The 15,222-nt window shown below is 64.8% G+C and carries 16 protein-coding genes; 10 read left to right on the top strand and 6 right to left on the bottom strand.

Features of this window, described 5'->3' with window-relative positions:
• The first annotated feature begins 2 nt into the window (after positions 1 to 2).
• The 3 genes from EN818_RS11630 to EN818_RS11620 all read left to right on the top strand — a co-directional run bounded on the left by EN818_RS11630 (position 3) and on the right by EN818_RS11620 (position 3,517).
• Positions 3 to 698: a response regulator transcription factor gene (locus tag EN818_RS11630; protein WP_095805365.1), complete on the top strand. Its 696-nt coding sequence runs from the start codon at positions 3 to 5 to the stop codon at positions 696 to 698.
• Positions 686 to 2,260: a HAMP domain-containing sensor histidine kinase gene (locus EN818_RS11625; protein WP_095805366.1), complete on the top strand. Its 1,575-nt coding sequence runs from the start codon at positions 686 to 688 to the stop codon at positions 2,258 to 2,260. Before EN818_RS11630 ends, EN818_RS11625 begins: the two co-directional genes overlap by 13 nt.
• Before the next feature lie 90 nt (positions 2,261 to 2,350).
• Positions 2,351 to 3,517, top strand: coding sequence for an FAD-binding oxidoreductase (locus EN818_RS11620; protein ID WP_095805367.1), 1,167 nt, complete (start codon positions 2,351 to 2,353; stop codon positions 3,515 to 3,517).
• Between the two features lie 121 nt (positions 3,518 to 3,638).
• On the opposite strand, the gene EN818_RS11615 is transcribed toward EN818_RS11620, so the two are convergent.
• The 3 genes from EN818_RS11615 to EN818_RS32660 form a co-directional block, all read right to left on the bottom strand.
• Positions 3,639 to 5,528, bottom strand: a complete 1,890-nt coding sequence (locus EN818_RS11615) for a patatin-like phospholipase family protein (RefSeq protein ID WP_135904537.1) — start codon at positions 5,526 to 5,528, stop codon at positions 3,639 to 3,641.
• Between the two features lie 120 nt (positions 5,529 to 5,648).
• Positions 5,649 to 6,074, bottom strand: coding sequence for a GNAT family N-acetyltransferase (locus tag EN818_RS11610; protein ID WP_095805369.1), 426 nt, complete (start codon positions 6,072 to 6,074; stop codon positions 5,649 to 5,651).
• A complete protein-coding gene (locus EN818_RS32660; RefSeq protein ID WP_165349953.1) occupies positions 6,071 to 6,244 on the bottom strand; it encodes a hypothetical protein in 174 nt (57 codons plus the stop codon). Before EN818_RS32660 ends, EN818_RS11610 begins: the two co-directional genes overlap by 4 nt.
• On the opposite strand from EN818_RS32660, the gene leuD reads away from it, so the two are divergent.
• The 5 genes from leuD (at position 6,243) to leuB (ending at position 10,169) form a co-directional block, all read left to right on the top strand.
• Complete coding sequence (gene leuD, locus EN818_RS11605) at positions 6,243 to 6,848, top strand: 3-isopropylmalate dehydratase small subunit (RefSeq protein ID WP_095805370.1); 606 nt, start codon at positions 6,243 to 6,245, stop codon at positions 6,846 to 6,848. The two genes, EN818_RS32660 and leuD, sit on opposite strands and share 2 nt — an antisense overlap.
• 84 nt (positions 6,849 to 6,932) lie before the next feature.
• Complete coding sequence (locus EN818_RS11600; protein ID WP_095805371.1) at positions 6,933 to 7,862, top strand: hypothetical protein; 930 nt, start codon at positions 6,933 to 6,935, stop codon at positions 7,860 to 7,862.
• Between the two features lie 334 nt (positions 7,863 to 8,196).
• Complete coding sequence (locus tag EN818_RS11595) at positions 8,197 to 8,580, top strand: RidA family protein (protein ID WP_095805372.1); 384 nt, start codon at positions 8,197 to 8,199, stop codon at positions 8,578 to 8,580.
• A gap of 58 nt (positions 8,581 to 8,638) precedes the next feature.
• A complete protein-coding gene (locus EN818_RS11590) occupies positions 8,639 to 8,989 on the top strand; it encodes a VOC family protein (RefSeq protein ID WP_095805467.1) in 351 nt (116 codons plus the stop codon).
• A gap of 76 nt (positions 8,990 to 9,065) precedes the next feature.
• On the top strand, positions 9,066 to 10,169 hold the full coding sequence (gene leuB / locus EN818_RS11585) for a 3-isopropylmalate dehydrogenase (RefSeq protein ID WP_095805373.1): 1,104 nt from the start codon (positions 9,066 to 9,068) through the stop codon (positions 10,167 to 10,169).
• On the opposite strand, the gene EN818_RS11580 is transcribed toward leuB, so the two are convergent.
• The 3 genes from EN818_RS11580 to EN818_RS11570 all read right to left on the bottom strand — a co-directional run bounded on the left by EN818_RS11580 (position 10,166) and on the right by EN818_RS11570 (position 13,600).
• Entirely contained in the window at positions 10,166 to 10,849 is a 684-nt protein-coding gene (locus tag EN818_RS11580) for a DUF805 domain-containing protein (protein ID WP_245518820.1), read from the bottom strand. The two genes, leuB and EN818_RS11580, sit on opposite strands and share 4 nt — an antisense overlap.
• Before the next feature lie 70 nt (positions 10,850 to 10,919).
• The gene (locus EN818_RS11575; protein WP_095805375.1) at positions 10,920 to 11,630 is read right to left on the bottom strand and encodes a DUF805 domain-containing protein; all 711 of its coding nucleotides are present in this window, start codon (positions 11,628 to 11,630) and stop codon (positions 10,920 to 10,922) included.
• A gap of 98 nt (positions 11,631 to 11,728) precedes the next feature.
• Positions 11,729 to 13,600: a DEAD/DEAH box helicase gene (locus EN818_RS11570; RefSeq protein WP_095805376.1), complete on the bottom strand. Its 1,872-nt coding sequence runs from the start codon at positions 13,598 to 13,600 to the stop codon at positions 11,729 to 11,731.
• A 77-nt stretch (positions 13,601 to 13,677) separates the two neighbouring features.
• On the opposite strand from EN818_RS11570, the gene EN818_RS32655 reads away from it, so the two are divergent.
• Together EN818_RS32655 and EN818_RS11565 are read left to right on the top strand one after the other, a co-directional pair.
• Positions 13,678 to 13,842 carry a hypothetical protein gene (locus EN818_RS32655; protein WP_186815525.1) on the top strand — a complete coding sequence of 55 codons (165 nt, stop codon included), beginning with the start codon at positions 13,678 to 13,680 and terminating at the stop codon, positions 13,840 to 13,842.
• Between the two features lie 290 nt (positions 13,843 to 14,132).
• Complete coding sequence (locus EN818_RS11565; protein ID WP_095805377.1) at positions 14,133 to 15,167, top strand: aspartate-semialdehyde dehydrogenase; 1,035 nt, start codon at positions 14,133 to 14,135, stop codon at positions 15,165 to 15,167.
• The last annotated feature ends 55 nt before the right edge of the window (positions 15,168 to 15,222 follow it).

Below are 15,222 nucleotides of genomic sequence, written 5' to 3'. Positions count from 1 at the left end.
TCATGCCGCACAATATCCTCGTCGCCGACGACGACCCGCACATCCGCGAGATCATCTGCTTCGCGCTGGAAAAGGCCGGCATGAAAACCCACGCGGTTTCAGACGGCGCCGCGGCCCTGCAGGCGGTCGAGCGCCGTCCGCCGGACCTCATCGTGCTCGATATCGGCATGCCGGAGATGGACGGGCTGGAGGTCTGCCGGCGGCTGCGGCAGCGCTGCGACATTCCGGTGCTGTTCCTGTCGGCGCGGGACGAAGAGATCGACCGCATCCTCGGGCTTGAGATGGGTGGCGACGATTATGTGACAAAGCCGTTCAGCCCGCGCGAGCTGGTCGCCCGCGTCAACGTCATCCTGCGGCGCGCCCGCCCCGTGGCGGTGGAGGAGACGGATGAGCGGCAGTTCGCGCATGGCAGACTGACGCTGGTTCCGGCAAGCCATGCGGCGAGCTTCGACGGCAGGCCGCTGGTGCTGACGGCCATCGAGTTCGCGATCGTGAAGGGATTCCTTGCCCGACCGCAGCACGTGCTCGGCCGCGATGCGGTGATGGCCAATGCCTATCAATCGAACATCCATGTCTCCGACCGCACCGTCGACAGCCACATCCGCAACATCCGCGCCAAGCTGGCGGCGGCCGGCTGCAACGATGCGATCGAGACCGTGCATGGCGTCGGCTTCCGGCTCGGCCGATGCGGTGGTTGAGCAAGGAAAAATGGCGGCCGCGGCTTGCCACCGTCGTCGTCGCCATCCTGATCGTGGTGATGGCGCTGCCGCTGGTCGGACTGTTCTTCTTCCGCCTCTACGAGAACCAGCTGATCCGCCAGACCGAGGCCGAGCTCATCGCGCAAGGCGCCGCTCTTGCCGCGATCTACGCCCGGGAGGTGCGCGACGCCGGCATCGCCCAGGACAGGCTCGGACCGCCGGTCCCGTCCGATGCGGCGAGCGCCCGCGACTATCCCTACCACCCGATCGAACCGCGCCTCGACCTTGCCGCCGACGATGTGCTGCCGACCCGGCCGCCAGGCCTTCCTGCCGCTGCCGATCCGGGCTTCGCGGCGATCGGCGTGCGCCTGTCAGGCATGCTGGAAGAGATACAGAAGACGACGCTCGCCGGTTTCCGGCTGCTCGATCCCCGCGGCGTCGTCATCGCCGGCCGCTCGGAAGTCGGACAATCGCTCGGCGAGGTCGAAGAGGTGCGGCAGGCCTTGGCCGGGCGCTATGCCAGCGAGCTGCGCTTAAGGATTCCCGACCAGCCGCCGCCGCCCCTCTACTCGGTGAGCCGCGGCACTAGGGTGCGCGTCTTCGTCGCCATGCCGGTCGAGGTCGAGGGCCGGGTCGCCGGCGTGGTGTACCTGTCGCGAACGCCGAACAACATCATCAAGCATCTCTATGGCGAGCGCGGCAAGGTGACGCTCGCTGCCATCGCCATGCTCGGCGGCACGCTGCTGATCGCGCTCATGTTCATCCGCACCGTCAGCCGGCCGATCTACGCGCTGATCGAGCGGACAAAGCGCATCGCCGTCGGCGACCGCGAGGCGATGCGGCCGCTCGACCATCACGGCACGCGCGAGATGGCAGAATTGTCGGCTGCGTTCCTCGACATGGCCGGCAAGCTGCAGGCGCGCTCGGACAGCATCCAGACATTCGCCACCCACGTCTCGCATGAGCTCAAATCGCCACTGACGGCAATCCAGGGCGCGGCGGAGCTGCTGAGGGATTCCGGCGGCACGATGGACGAGGCCGAGCGGCAGCGCTTCGCCAACAACATCGTCACCGATGCCGGGCGGCTGAACCTCTTGGTGCGTCGGCTGCTCGAGCTGGCGCGGGCGGAAAACCTGGCGCCCAGCGGCGAAAGCACGACGCCCAGCGCGGCGCTCGCGCTGCTGCCGGTCGACACCAGGCTGGAGGTCCGCATCGAGGCCGGCGGCGAGGTCGCAGTCGGCATTTCCGGCGAGAACCTTGCCATCGTGATCGCCAATCTCATCGACAATTCGGCGCGGCACGGCGCGAAGCTGGTTTCGATCAAGGCCGCGGTCGCAGGCGGCAGGGTCGTGGTCCATATCGGCGACGACGGCGACGGCATTTCGCCCAGCAACCGCGCAAAGGTGTTCGAGCCATTCTTCACCACGCGGCGCGAGAGCGGCGGCACCGGCATGGGGCTCGGCATCGTGCTGGCCCTCCTGAAAGCGCATGATGGCACGATCAGACTGGTTGACTCCGAGCGCGGCACGCGCTTCGAGATCAGTCTGCCTTTATCAAGTTGAGCATGATCTTATCCGAAAACCGGCACCCGCTTTTCGCTTACGCGGTCCTTCGGTTCGGGATCATGCTCTGGAGCCGGAGAGCCGAAAGAAGTGCAGTACGACATCGTCATTATCGGCGGGGCCATCGTCGGGTCCTCGATCGCCTATTATTTGCGCGAGGAAGGGTTCCTGGGCTCCATCGCGCTGGTCGAGCGCGATCCGCAATTTTCCCACGCGGCGACAACGCTCTCCATGGCCTCGATCCGCCAGCAATTCTCGATCCCTGAAAACATCCGCCTGTCGCAGTTCACGCTGAAACTGTTCCGGCGGCTCAAGGAGACTTTCGGCGCCGACGCCGATATCGGCTTTCGCGAGGGCGGCTATCTCATCCTGGCCGGCGAGTCCGGGCTGCCGATCCTCGAGGCCAACCACGCAGCGCAGATCGCCGAAGGCGCCGACATCGTGCTCGAGGATGCCGGGCAGCTGACGCGCCGCTTCCCATGGCTGTCGGTGGAGGGCATTTCGGCTGGCGCCTATGGCCGCACCGGCGAAGGCTGGTTCGACGCGCATGCGATGCTGATGCTGTTCCGCAAGGCGCTGCGCGAGAAGCAGATCGATTTCATCACCGCTTCCGTCACCGGCATCGCGCGGCAGGGCAACCGCGTCACCGGCGTGAGCCTCGACAATGGCGAGACGCTGAAGGCCGGCATCGTCGTCAACGCCGCCGGCCCGAACGCCGGCAAGGTGGCGGCCATGGCCGGGCTCGAGCTGCCCGTCGAGCCGCGCAAGCGCAACGTGTTCGTCTTCGAGGCGCGCGAGAGATATGCCGACATGCCGCTGCTGGTCGATCCATCCGGCATCTATGTGCGGCCGGAAGGCTCGGTCTACCTGACCGGCGGCGCCGAGCCGGAGGAAGGGGATTGCGCGCCCGATCCCAACGATTTCGACGTCAACTGGCCGCTGTTCGAAGAGGTGATCTGGCCGGTGCTCGCCACCCGCATCCCGGCCTTCGAGGCGATCAAGCCGACGCGCGCCTGGGTCGGGCACTACGACTACAACACGCTCGACCAGAACGCCGTGGTGGGGCCGCATCCGGAAGTCGAGAACTTCATTTTCGCCAACGGCTTTTCCGGCCACGGGCTGCAGCAGGCGCCGGCGGTCGGCAAGTCGCTCGCCGAGCTCATCGTGCATGGCGGCTATCGCACAGTGGACTGCTCGGCCTTCGGGTATGAACGGATCGCGCAGGGACGGGCGTTCAGGGAGCTGAACGTGATCTGAGGGTCATTCCCGGTTTTGCTCTTAGTGCGGTTCAGCGCTTCGCGGAATCGCTGCCCCCTCCAAGTGTTTGTTTTTTGCTTTTGCGCGGTTCCGGCCGCCACGCATCTCTCCTGAAATTGCTCTAGTAGGTGAGCGTGATCTGCATCTGCGGCAGCGGCCGTGGCGCGGTCTCCGTGAAGTCGGGCCCCTTGTCTTCCCATCGATGCCCCTGGGCGATCAGCCCTGCCAGCAGGGCCCTTGCCTCGGCCCGCTGCATGGCTCCCTCGAAGGCAAAGGGCGGCACCGGGTTGGTGGTGCGGGCCGTCTCATAGGCTTTCACATACTCGGCTATTTTCGGTTCGTAGTCAGCGCTCTCGGCGACCGTGATGGTGTAGCGCTGCAAGGCTGAGGCGAGGTTGCGCCAGCGCGTCCAGTAGTGGGCATCGAAAGAGAACTCCGCGAATGTCTCGCCGGCCCGCGTGCCTTTCTCGGAGACCTGCTCCAGGATACGCGCTGGCATGTTCAGATTCATGCCGCCCTCCTCGGGCGTCAGGGGAACGTGGACGATGCGCTCGCGATTGCCGGGCGCCCGCGACTGAAGCAGGTCGCGCCAGTTCTGCATCGTGGCGACGATGCCGAATACGAACGCCGCGATCTCGCGGACGGACTTCATGCCGGAGAGGGACTGATACTGGGCCTGCCAGCCATCATCGGGCTTCGGCAGAAAGACTCCCCTGTTCTGCCTGTCATTTGCGTCGGGATAGACGAGGTCGATGGCGAAGGTCGGCCAACGCGGCAGCGGCGCGTCGAAAAGATGGATGGGGAAGTTGCTGCAGATGCCGCCATCGGAAAACCAGCAGCGTCGGAAGGCAGCCGTGTCGGATGGCTGTTCGGCGCCGCCGGCGGCAAGCGAATCGGTAGCCTCCAGGGGCGTTTTCGGACTGCTCTTTTTGAGCGCCGGCGCATCCACGCCGTCCGCGGCGGCGGGATCGAAGATTTCATGCAGCGGCACAGCGCTGATCAGCAGCGGGAAGCTCAGGCTCATGCGGGTGGCGACCAGGACCGGGAGCTTTCCATATTCAGGCAGGCGATAATAAGTTTCGCCATTGAAGCGACGCTGCTTGCCCGATTCGCCGATCATCCAGTCGACAAGGTTCTCGGGAAACAGAGCATCGAACTCACGCTTGAGGAACCAGAAATGGGTGTCCTTGTCGAAGGGCAGGCTGCGCGGTTCGCTGTGCGAAACGTCGGTGGTGATCATCGTCAGGGAAACGGCATGACTCGATTGAGGCTCCTGCGGGTAGGGCGGCGCTTCCCACAGGTCCTCGAACAGGAGCGGCCTGGCGTCGGCCTGGCCGGAGAGGTTCTGCAGCGTTTCATGCAGCCAATCGGTGAGCGCCGGTTTGCCCTTTCCCCGGAACGACCCGGCGCCCCGCTTGCCGCAGCAGAGGCCGAGAAGGTTGCGCCGCACCACCCGCGCGACGCGCAGGGCGGCAAAGACTGCCCCGAGCGCATAGGCGCCGAGGAATGAAGGAACCGCGTGCAAGACGATCGCCAGGGGATCCGAGAAGAAGCCGGCGGCCCACCAACCCCAGCAGAGCAGAGCGAAGAGCCCGAATGTCTCGACTGGTGCGATCGCAAACACCGCGACGACGGTCTGAAGCCACTTGCGAAGCGGGCCGTCGTTTCCGGCAAGCACGACAACCAGCCTGTAGGCAGCGCTAGCGCCCGAGGCGGGCTGGAACAGGCCGAAGATGAAACCCTCACCCGAAAGCGTGCTGGACACTCCAGCCAGACCGGCGAAACCGACCTGCGACGGGGCTTTGGCGATTTCCTGCCCGGCGGTCTTTCGCCGCTCCCCGACCGCGGCGGCGGCGCAGGCGGCAGCGGCGATCGCGCCGGCGGAGGTTCCGCCGATGCTCTTGAACCGGTATGTCTCGGACAGCTTCAGGGCCGCGTTGGGATAGACTATGCCGCTGGTGATGCCGCCCTTCATGACGAGATCGCAGTATTTGAACGCACTCTCCGCCAAGGGCCCCTCCTCGAAAGCAAAACGACCGGACAAGGAAGCATTTGATGCCGCATCTACTTCCTGTCGGTGACTGTTGCTTTGGGAGGATGAGCCTCTTCTTGAGAAAAGTCGATCGTCGAGTCAGCGCTTGCGGGCGAACCAGAAAGCGTCGGGCATGCGCGTCATGCCGATGCGTTCGTAGAAGCCGACGGCGTCGGGCATCGAGATCAGGCTTATGGCGACCGAAGGGCCGAGCTGGCGACGGGCCTCGTCCATCAGGCCCTTGCCGATGCCGAGCCCTTGCGCCGATTTGGAAACGGCAAGCTCGGAGATGTAGCAGACCCAGGAAAAATCGGTGACGGCGCGGGCAACCCCGATCAGCGGCTTGTCGTCGACTTCGAGGCGCGCCGTCAGCACCAGGTTGGCGTTGCCGAGCATCGCCTTCAGGCGGACTTCGTCGTCGACAGGCCGCGTCTCGCCGAGGCCGGATTCCACCAGCACGCGGCGGAACTCGGCGGCGTCGAGCGTGGGCTCGCAAGCATAGAGGATTCGGGAATGGTCGGTCATGCGGCCAGACTGCACCAGTCGGCCGCGATCATGAAGCCGTTTTTCGCCAGGCCATCCGATCCGCCATGGCGCAATGGTCCGCACGAACAGTTGCCTTTCATTTGCCGCCGGCTTTGTGTAAAGCGTGCGCCAAGTTCTCCCCGCAACGAAAGAAGACGGGCAAAAGCCATGGACAAATTCACCAAGCTCACCGGCGTCGCCGCGCCGATGCCGATCGTCAATGTCGACACCGACATGATCATCCCGAAGGATTATCTCAAGACGATCAAGCGCACCGGGCTTGGCACCGGCCTGTTTGCCGAGATGCGCTACAAGGACGACGGTTCGGAGAACCCGGATTTCGTGCTCAACAAGCCGGCCTACCGCAAGGCGCAGATCCTGGTCGCCGGCGACAATTTCGGCTGCGGCTCGAGCCGCGAGCATGCGCCCTGGGCGCTGCTCGATTTCGGCATTCGCTGCGTGATCTCGACCTCGTTCGCCGACATCTTCTACAACAACTGCTTCAAGAACGGCATCCTGCCGATCACCGTCAACCCGGAAGACCTCGACAAGCTGATGGACGATGCCTCGCGCGGATCGAACGCGACGCTGTCGATCGATCTCGAAGCCAAGGAGATCCGCGGCCCGGACGGCGGCGTGGTCAAGTTCGACCTCGACGACTTCAAGCGCCATTGCCTGCTCAACGGTCTCGACGACATCGGGCTGACCATGGAAAAGGCCGGCGCCATCGCCTCCTTCGAGAAGAGGAACGCCGAGCTGCGCCCCTGGGCCTAAGCGGCGGCAATCGAGATTCAGGTCCGGGTGGCGAAGCGCCGCCGCCGGGAGGTCTTTGGGTGACGGCTGAACGGAGGAACAGTCATGACACGCTCGCTTCTGGCCGGCGCCTGCGCGCTGGCGTGGCTGCTCATGCCGGCAGCCGGCGTGCATGCGCAGACCGACCCGGTGCTTGTGCCGGCTGGCGATGCGTCCGGCGGGGCCGCCGACCAGGGATCGGGCAGCGACGATGCGGCCGCCGATGAGGACAAGCAGGCCCCGATCCCCTTCGAGGGCGGCCAGTTCACCATCACGCAGGAAGAGCAGTATGGCGAGAAGGTCCTGGCCTTCGACGGCAAGCAACTGGCCAGCAACTACGATGTCTTCCTCGACAGAATCGCCGAGATCGGCGGCGTCAAGGTCGCCCTCTTCAACGTTGGCGACGGCGGCAACCAGTGCGGGCCGGCGAGCGTGATCGCCTGGAAGGCGCAAGACGGCGAGATCCAGACCACCACGGTCGAGCAGGACGAATGCGGCGCACCGCCGGCTGCCGTCTCCGCAAGCGCGATCTACTACGTGCCCTATCTTCTGCCCGGGGATTCCAAGCCGGCGCTGCAATGGTCGCCGAGGACGGGCCTGACGACCTCGGGCGAACTCACCTACACGCCTGAGCCGGGAACCGACTGGAAGGATGTCGATCCGTCCAAATACGACAACATCATCGACGCCTTCCACAACGAGGCCGTCTACAAGGCGGCCGAGGCGCTGCTCGGCAAGGACATGCCGGACATGGCGACCAGCCTGCTGGTCGGCGGCGGCACCGAAAAGACCGCGTCCGGCGCCTTCTATGCCACCGGCTGCGTGCCGCATGATTGCGGCGGCAGCGACGGCTTCCTGGCTGTCGACCCCGTCCAGCACAAGGTCTACTTCGCCCGCCGCGGCGACAATGGCGAGCCGCTGACCTGGCCCGACGTGAAGAGCTGGCCGGCCGATATCAAGAAGGCGTATGACGACGCGCAGGGGTCGGGGAATTAGGAATCGGCAGGGCGCGACTATCGCGGCTTCGTCATCCACGGGCGGAGCGAAGCGCAGCGGAGCGCAGACCCGAGGATCCATGCCGGGACCGTTGCCGCAGAGTGGGGCGTTGCAGATTCTGCACCGTTGCAACGCTTATAGTTCACGGCATGGATTCCAGGGTCTGCGCGCGTCGCTTCGCTCCTTGCGCCGCCCAGGAATGACGACCGGAGGAGTTTGCGGCCAATCTCTCACGTAGCCTGCTTGTCCTGACAACGGGTCCGCCCGGCTTGGCCCACGACGAGATCGCATTACTCTGCTAGACGGACGCGACCATCACAAGGAGGCCGCCTCCATGCGCAAGCTCATCTCGACCGGTTCGCCCTTCGAAAAGACCGCCGGCTATTCGCGCGCGGTGGTGCAGGGCGACTGGTGCTTCGTGTCCGGAACGACCGGCTACGACTATGCCACCATGACGATGCCGGAGACGGTCGAGGCGCAGGCGCGCAATTGCCTCGCCACCATCGCCAGGGCTTTGGCCGAGGGCGGCTTCGACATGGCCGATGTGGTGCGGGCGCATTACTACATCACCGACCAGGCCTATGTTGACGTGGTCTTTCCCATTCTTGGCGAGGTCTTCGGCGACATCCGTCCGGCTGCAACGATGATCGTCTGCCAGCTCAACAAACCGGAAATGAAGATCGAGATCGAAGTGACGGCGCTCAAGCGCCCGCAGTGACGCGGTCGCCCAAAAGGCATTTGGGCAATGACTTGTGCAAAGCGAGGATCAGCCGATGGTGAAGGTCAAGCGCATCGTCGCTAACATCGCCACGCAAGACACCGCTGCGGCGAAGCATTTCTATCAGGATGTGCTCGGACTTGACGTGTTGATGGATCAAGGCTGGATCGTCACCTGTGGCTCGGCCGAGACGATGACCGTGCAGATAAGCTTTATGGCCGAGGGCGGGTCGGGTACGCCGGTACCCGATCTCTCGATCGAGGTCGATGACGTCGACGCAGCGTTCGAAGCCATGAAGCGTGCCGGCTTCCCTATCGAATACGGCCCCGCCGATGAGCCCTGGGGCGTGCGGCGCTTCTATGTGCGCGATCCGCTCGGCCGGCTGGTCAATATTCTCTCGCACCGGTGATGGTTGGCAGGCTTGCGCCGCAAGCGCTTGGCGTTTAGCAAGGCCGCGGTTCAAAACTCTCCCGGGACGGTTCTCCATGACTTCGAAAAATCTCTTCCTGCTCGCCGGCGACGGCATCGGCCCCGAGGCCATGTCCGAGGTGAAGAAGCTGATCGGGGCCATGAACGAAAAACTCGACAGCGGCTTCGCCACCGACGAGGGGCTGGTCGGCGGCTCGGCCTACGACGCGCATGGCGCGGCGATCTCCGATGCCGACATGGCAAAAGCGATGGCGGCGGACGCAGTGCTGTTCGGCGCCGTCGGCGGGCCGAAATGGGACAATGTGCCCTATGAGGTGCGCCCCGAGGCGGGGCTGCTGCGCCTGCGCAAGGACATGGAGCTGTTCGCCAATCTGCGGCCGGCCATCTGCTATCCGGCTTTGGCCGCGTCCTCCTCGCTCAAGCAGGAGGTGGTCGAGGGCCTCGACATATTGATCGTGCGCGAGCTCACCGGCGGCGTCTATTTCGGCGAGCCGAAGCAGATCATCGATCTCGGCAACGGCCAGAAGCGCGGCATCGACACGCAGGTCTACGACACGTTCGAGATCGAGCGCATCTCGGGCGTCGCCTTCGAGCTGGCGCGCACGCGCCGCAACCAGGTCACCTCGATGGAAAAGCGCAACGTCATGAAGTCGGGCGTGCTGTGGAACGAGGTCGTCAGCCAGACGCACAAGGCCAGGTACAGCGATGTCAAGCTCGACCACATGCTGGCCGATGCCGGCGGCATGCAGCTGGTGCGCTGGCCGAAGCAGTTCGACGTCATCGTCACCGACAATCTGTTCGGCGACATGCTGTCCGACATCGCCGCCATGCTCACCGGCTCGATCGGCATGCTGCCTTCGGCATCGCTCGGCGCACCGGACGTCAAGACCGGCAAGCGCAAGGCGCTCTATGAGCCAGTGCACGGTTCGGCGCCCGACATCGCCGGCAAGGGCATCGCCAACCCGATCGCGATGATTGCCTCCTTCGCCATGTGCCTGCGCTATTCCTTCGGCATGGTGGCGGAAGCCGACAAGCTCGAAGGCGCGATCGCCGCCGTGCTCGATGACGGGCTTCGTACCAAGGACATCATGTCCGAAGGCATGAAGGAAGTCGGCACGACGGAGATGGGCGACGCCATCATCGCCAAGTTCCTGGGTTAAGCCGCATCGAGCAGGCTTTCAGGCCGGGTCGGCTCCGGCTGGCATCGGCCCCCACCGGTTGTCCCCGAATTGAGAGGGAAGAAGCCCGAAGATGAGAATGGCCACGCCCCGAATGCCGGAGTGTAGCAAAGCAAGGCAAGCCAGCCGGTCAGCCCGATGTCGTGCAGACGCCGCACGACGAGCGCGATCGACGGCAGGATTGCTACCAGCACGAAAAGCAGGGCAGGAATATACCCGATTGAGGTCCTTGGACCATCATCGAAACCGCTTATCGCCAGGTTGAGCAGGATGCCGAAACCGAACAGCGCGACGAGCACGGCGTAGAACCAGAGATGGAACGCCCAAAACTCCTTACGACGGGCTCGGCCGGTGAAATTGCGATAGTCGTCGCCCAGAGCTCGCAGGAAATAAGCCCACAGTCCCAGGGACTTGGCGGGGCGGATTTCAGTGGTTCGGCCGAGCTGCGGCTGCAGACTGCCGCTTGGTGATGGTACGACCGATCCTACGGCCACGATGTCGTGCGCAGTGCCATCGTCCGGCGAGAACTCGACCAGCATGCCTCTGGCGAGGGCTACATCGTTGGTCAGGTCGCTGCGGCCGAAGATGTAGCGTTTGCCGTCAACGCCGTTGATGTAGCCGTAGTCGTGATCCTTGTCGTAGTGAAACACAGTTCCGCGCATTGGCTCCCCCTGCATCGCGTCGCCGCAGACTATCTAAAGTTGTATAAAATTTCAATGCGCACGTATCGCGCTAGAATCTCACCCCGCCCGGCACCGGTCCCCACTTATTGTCGCCGGCCTGGGTCGGGATCAGCCCGAAGACCAGGGTGGCCAGTCCGCCGACATAGGGCAGGAAGCAGAGGATTGCGAGCCAGCCGGTCAGGCCGAGATCGTGCAGGCGGCGCACAAGCAGCGCGACCCACGGCAGGAACGTCAGCAGAATGTAGAGAACGACAAGGCCGATCATGACGATCGGCAGGTCGTCGCCCTGTTCGATGCCGCTTCCCAAATCCACGGAGAGGCCGACGCCGACAAGGACGGCGAGGCCGACCGTCCAGAACAGGCAAAAGCCCCAGAATTCCTTGCGCCGGGCACGACCGGCGAAGTTGACATAGTTCGTGGTCAGGCCACGCCAGAAATAGTCCCAGAGGCCGGTGGTCTGGATCGTTCCGTTGTCGGCGTTGCGGCCGAATGGCGTGGGCGCCGCAGGTGCGCTGCCCGGCATTGGACGCGCGGCCGCCACGGCCGGAGCGGCATTGTCTGTTTGGCCGGTAACGCGGGCGCGGACCGAATAGATATTGCTTGCCCGGTCGCCATTCGGCTGGAATTCGACTTCGGCGCCCCTGGTCAGCGCCATCTCGCGGCGCAAATCCTCGCGCGCGAAACTGTAGCGCTTGCCGTCGGCGCCGCTGATGAAGCCGAAGCCTTGCTGCTCGTCATAGTGCAGAACTTCGCCGCGCATCGCCCTGTCCCCGTTGCTGCGCCGTGCCCAGACTGTTCAAAGTCGCGGCGAATCGCAAGAGGCATGCGTGAGGTCGGCGGCGCTGGCAGGCTGTGCGGTCAGCCCGGCCGCTTCTTCGGATTCTTGTGCTTTGCCGGCTTGTCGAATTTCGGCCGATCGAGTTTTGATTTTTCGAATTTCGGTTTGCCGGACTTTTTCGCCCAGGGTTTTGAGTCCGCCGCGTCGGTCGGCCGCTGCTCGCCCGGCGCGCGCTTCTCGAATTTGGGCGTGCTCTGATCGAAAGCGCGCTTGCCGCGATGCGGCTTCTTCTCGGGCCGCGGCGGCTGGTAGCCGGCTCGCGACAGATCCGGCGTGCTGTCCAGCCGCTTCACGGCGATGCTGCCCTGCAATTTGCGGTCGGGGCCGATCGCGGCGAGGAAGCGGTCGGCCCAGTCGGCGGCGATCTGCACGAAGGTTTCCTCCGGCTGCATCTTGATGGCGCCGATCTCGCGTTTGGAGATGCTGCCGGTGCGGCACAGCATCGGGATCAGCCAACGCGGTTCGGCATTCTGCCGGCGGCCGACCGACAGCGAGAACCAGACACTGGCGCCGAATTCGTCGCGGCGGCCGGGTGCTTCGTCACGGCGTGTAAACTGCTCCTTTGACGGTGCAAAGGGCGCGACCTCGAGCAGATCCTCGGGTGCCGAGCGGCTGCCGCGGCAGAGCCGCACGAAGGCGGCGGCCACCAGTTCGGGGCCATGCCGCTCGAGCAGTGCGCCGGCGAAATCACGCTCCTCTTCCTTGACCGGCTCGCCGAAGGCCGGATCGGCGAGGATGCGCTCGTCGTCGCGCCGCAGCACCTCGTCGGCCGAGGGCGGGTTGCCCCAAGTCGCGGCCAGGCCGGCATTGTGCAGCAGCCGTTCGGTGCGGCGGCGGGCGTTGCCCGGCACGATCAGCGCGCTCACGCCTTTTCGTCCGGCACGTCCGGTGCGCCCGCTGCGGTGCAGCAGCGTCTCGGGATTGCTCGGCAGGTCGGCATGGATGACCAAGTCGAGATTGGGCAGATCGATGCCGCGCGCCGCAACGTCGGTGGCGATGCAGACCCTGGCGCGACCGTCGCGCATCGCCTGCAGCGCATGGCTGCGCTCGTTCTGGCTGAGCTCGCCCGAAAGCGCCACGACGGAGAAATTGCGGTTGTTGAAGCGCGCGGTGAGATGGTTGACGGCGGCGCGGGTGTTGCAAAACACCATCGCGTTGGTGGCCTCGTAATAGCGCAGCACGTTGATGATGGCGTTCTCGCGGTCGGCCGGCGCGACGGAGAGCGCCCGATACTCGATGTCGAGATGCTGCTTTTCCTCGCCCCCGGCCGAGATGCGCACGGCATCGCGCTGGTAGCTTTTCGCCAGCGTGGCGATGGAGCGCGGCACCGTGGCGGAAAACATCAGCGTGCGGCGCTCGGCGGGCGCGGCATCGAGGATGAATTCGAGGTCCTCGCGAAAGCCGAGATCGAGCATCTCGTCGGCCTCGTCGAGCACCACGGCCTTCAGCGCCGACATGTCGAGCGCGCCGCGGGTGATGTGGTCGCGCAGCCGGCCCGGCGTGCCGACGACGATATGGGCGCCGCGCTCCAGCGCGCGCCGCTCGCTGCGCATGTCCATGCCGCCGACGCAGGAGGCGACCGTTGCGCCGGTCAGCGCGTAAAGCCATTCCAATTCGCGCCGCACCTGCAGCGCCAGCTCCCGCGTCGGAGCCACCACCAGCCCCAGCGGCGCGCCGGCGTCGGCGAAGCGTTCGGCGCCGCCGAGCAGGCTCGGCGCCAGGGCAAGGCCGAAGGCCACCGTCTTGCCGGAACCGGTCTGGGCCGAGACCAGCGCATCGGCCGCGCCGAGCCCAGGGGCCAGCACCGCTTTCTGAACCGCTGTCAGTTCGTTATAGCCGCGGTTCTGCAGCGCCTCGGCAAGCGCAGGCACGATCGTTTCGAAACTGGACATCTTTGTCTTTCGGAATTCGGGTCTGCCTATCGGGCAGCACAAGCCGGCCAGCGCAGACACGCCAAAGGATATTTTGCGTGTTCGTACTTCCTGCGTCCGCCATTGTACAGCGCAAGCGGCACCGCCTCTTCTTCTCCCCGTGGGAGAAGGTGGCCGAGCCAAGCGCGGTCGATGAGGGGTGCTCCAGCTTGGCGATGACGGCGATCCGTCGCTCCACCCTCAACCGTCTCGGCGCCGATTGACTCTTTTACCAAACCGCGTAAAAGCCCGCTTCGAACGGGATCGTCCTCGATGCGCGGCCTTTTGATGGCTCTTCTTGCACTCGATGCCCCCAGCCTCAATGCGAACCATTGGGCCGGGCGCTTCGGCGCGTCCCCGCGTTCCAGCAAAACCACGGCCAAAACAACCACCACCAAAACGGTGTGATTCCCTTGGCCTAACCACCCTCTCCCGGGTTCGGCCCGGGGGACGGAACCCGCATAGGCCGGCGGGTTCTCTCCAACAACCAGCGGAGAGGGACAAGGAGATTTCGATGAGTTTCAAGGTTGCGGTAGTCGGCGCCACGGGCAATGTGGGCCGCGAAATGCTCAACATTCTGGAGGAGCGCGGCTTTCCGGTGAGCGAAGTGGTGGCGCTGGCCTCGCGGCGCAGCCAAGGCACCGAAGTGTCCTTCGGCGACCGCACGCTGAAGGTCAAGGCGCTCGACACCTACGATTTCTCCGACACCGACATCTGCGTCATGTCGGCCGGCGGCAACGTCTCCAAGGAATGGTCGCCCAAGATCGGCAAGCAGGGCTGCGTCGTCATCGATAATTCCTCGGCCTTCCGCTACGACGCGGACGTGCCGCTGATCGTTCCCGAAGTGAACCCGGATGCGATCGAACAATTCTCGCGCAAGAACATCATCGCCAATCCGAACTGCTCCACGGCGCAGCTCGTGGTAGCGCTGAAGCCGCTGCACGATGTCGCCACCATCAAGCGCGTGGTCGTGGCAACCTACCAGTCGGTCTCCGGCGCCGGCAAGGAAGGCATGGACGAGCTGTTCACCCAGACGCGCGCGGTCTTCGTCGCCGACCAGGTCGACATCAAGAAGTTCACCAAGCGGATCGCCTTCAACGTCATTCCGCACATCGACGTCTTCCTCGACGACGGCTTCACCAAGGAAGAGTGGAAGATGGTGGCCGAAACCAAGAAGATGCTCGACCCCAAGATCAAGCTGACGGCGACCTGCGTGCGCGTGCCGGTGTTCATCGGCCATTCGGAAGCCGTCAACATCGAGTTCGAGAAGCCGATCACGGCCGACGAAGCGCGGGAAATCCTTCGAGACGCTCCCGGCTGCCAGGTCTTGGACAAGCGCGAGAACGGCGGCTACATCACGCCGCTCGAATCGGCCGGCGAGGACGCTACCTTCATCTCGCGCATCCGCGAGGACTCGACCGTCGACAACGGCCTGTCGATGTGGGTCGTCTCCGACAACCTGCGCAAGGGCGCGGCGCTGAACGCGGTGCAGATCGCCGAGCTTCTGGTCGAGCGGGGGCTGATCCAGCCGAAGAAGAAGGCAGCCTGACGGCTGTTTACCCAACGCTCACGGGCTGTTCCGCCGCTGCCGCGGGCTTGTCGAT

Source organism: Mesorhizobium sp. M3A.F.Ca.ET.175.01.1.1 (assembly GCF_004791945.1).
In the GTDB taxonomy this organism is placed as follows: Bacteria; Pseudomonadota; Alphaproteobacteria; order Rhizobiales; family Rhizobiaceae; genus Mesorhizobium.
Note: the sequence above shows the minus strand (reverse complement) of the source record. Positions and strands in the feature narration are given on the sequence as shown.

Bases quoted from the DNA above. Each gene is read 5' to 3' on its own strand.
- EN818_RS11570 (WP_095805376.1), bottom strand. From the start codon at position 13,600: ATGTCCAGTTTCGAAACGATCGTGCCTGCGCTTGCCGAGGCGCTGCAG.
- EN818_RS11565 (WP_095805377.1), top strand. From the start codon at position 14,133: ATGAGTTTCAAGGTTGCGGTAGTCGGCGCCACGGGCAATGTGGGCCGC.
- leuB (WP_095805373.1), top strand. From the start codon at position 9,066: ATGACTTCGAAAAATCTCTTCCTGCTCGCCGGCGACGGCATCGGCCCC.
- EN818_RS11600 (WP_095805371.1), top strand. From the start codon at position 6,933: ATGACACGCTCGCTTCTGGCCGGCGCCTGCGCGCTGGCGTGGCTGCTC.
- EN818_RS11630 (WP_095805365.1), top strand. From the start codon at position 3: ATGCCGCACAATATCCTCGTCGCCGACGACGACCCGCACATCCGCGAG.
- EN818_RS11595 (WP_095805372.1), top strand. From the start codon at position 8,197: ATGCGCAAGCTCATCTCGACCGGTTCGCCCTTCGAAAAGACCGCCGGC.
- EN818_RS11575 (WP_095805375.1), bottom strand. From the start codon at position 11,630: ATGCGCGGCGAAGTTCTGCACTATGACGAGCAGCAAGGCTTCGGCTTC.
- EN818_RS32660 (WP_165349953.1), bottom strand. From the start codon at position 6,244: ATGGCTTTTGCCCGTCTTCTTTCGTTGCGGGGAGAACTTGGCGCACGC.
- EN818_RS11610 (WP_095805369.1), bottom strand. From the start codon at position 6,074: ATGACCGACCATTCCCGAATCCTCTATGCTTGCGAGCCCACGCTCGAC.
- leuD (WP_095805370.1), top strand. From the start codon at position 6,243: ATGGACAAATTCACCAAGCTCACCGGCGTCGCCGCGCCGATGCCGATC.
- EN818_RS11625 (WP_095805366.1), top strand. From the start codon at position 686: ATGCGGTGGTTGAGCAAGGAAAAATGGCGGCCGCGGCTTGCCACCGTC.
- EN818_RS11580 (WP_245518820.1), bottom strand. From the start codon at position 10,849: ATGCGCGGAACTGTGTTTCACTACGACAAGGATCACGACTACGGCTAC.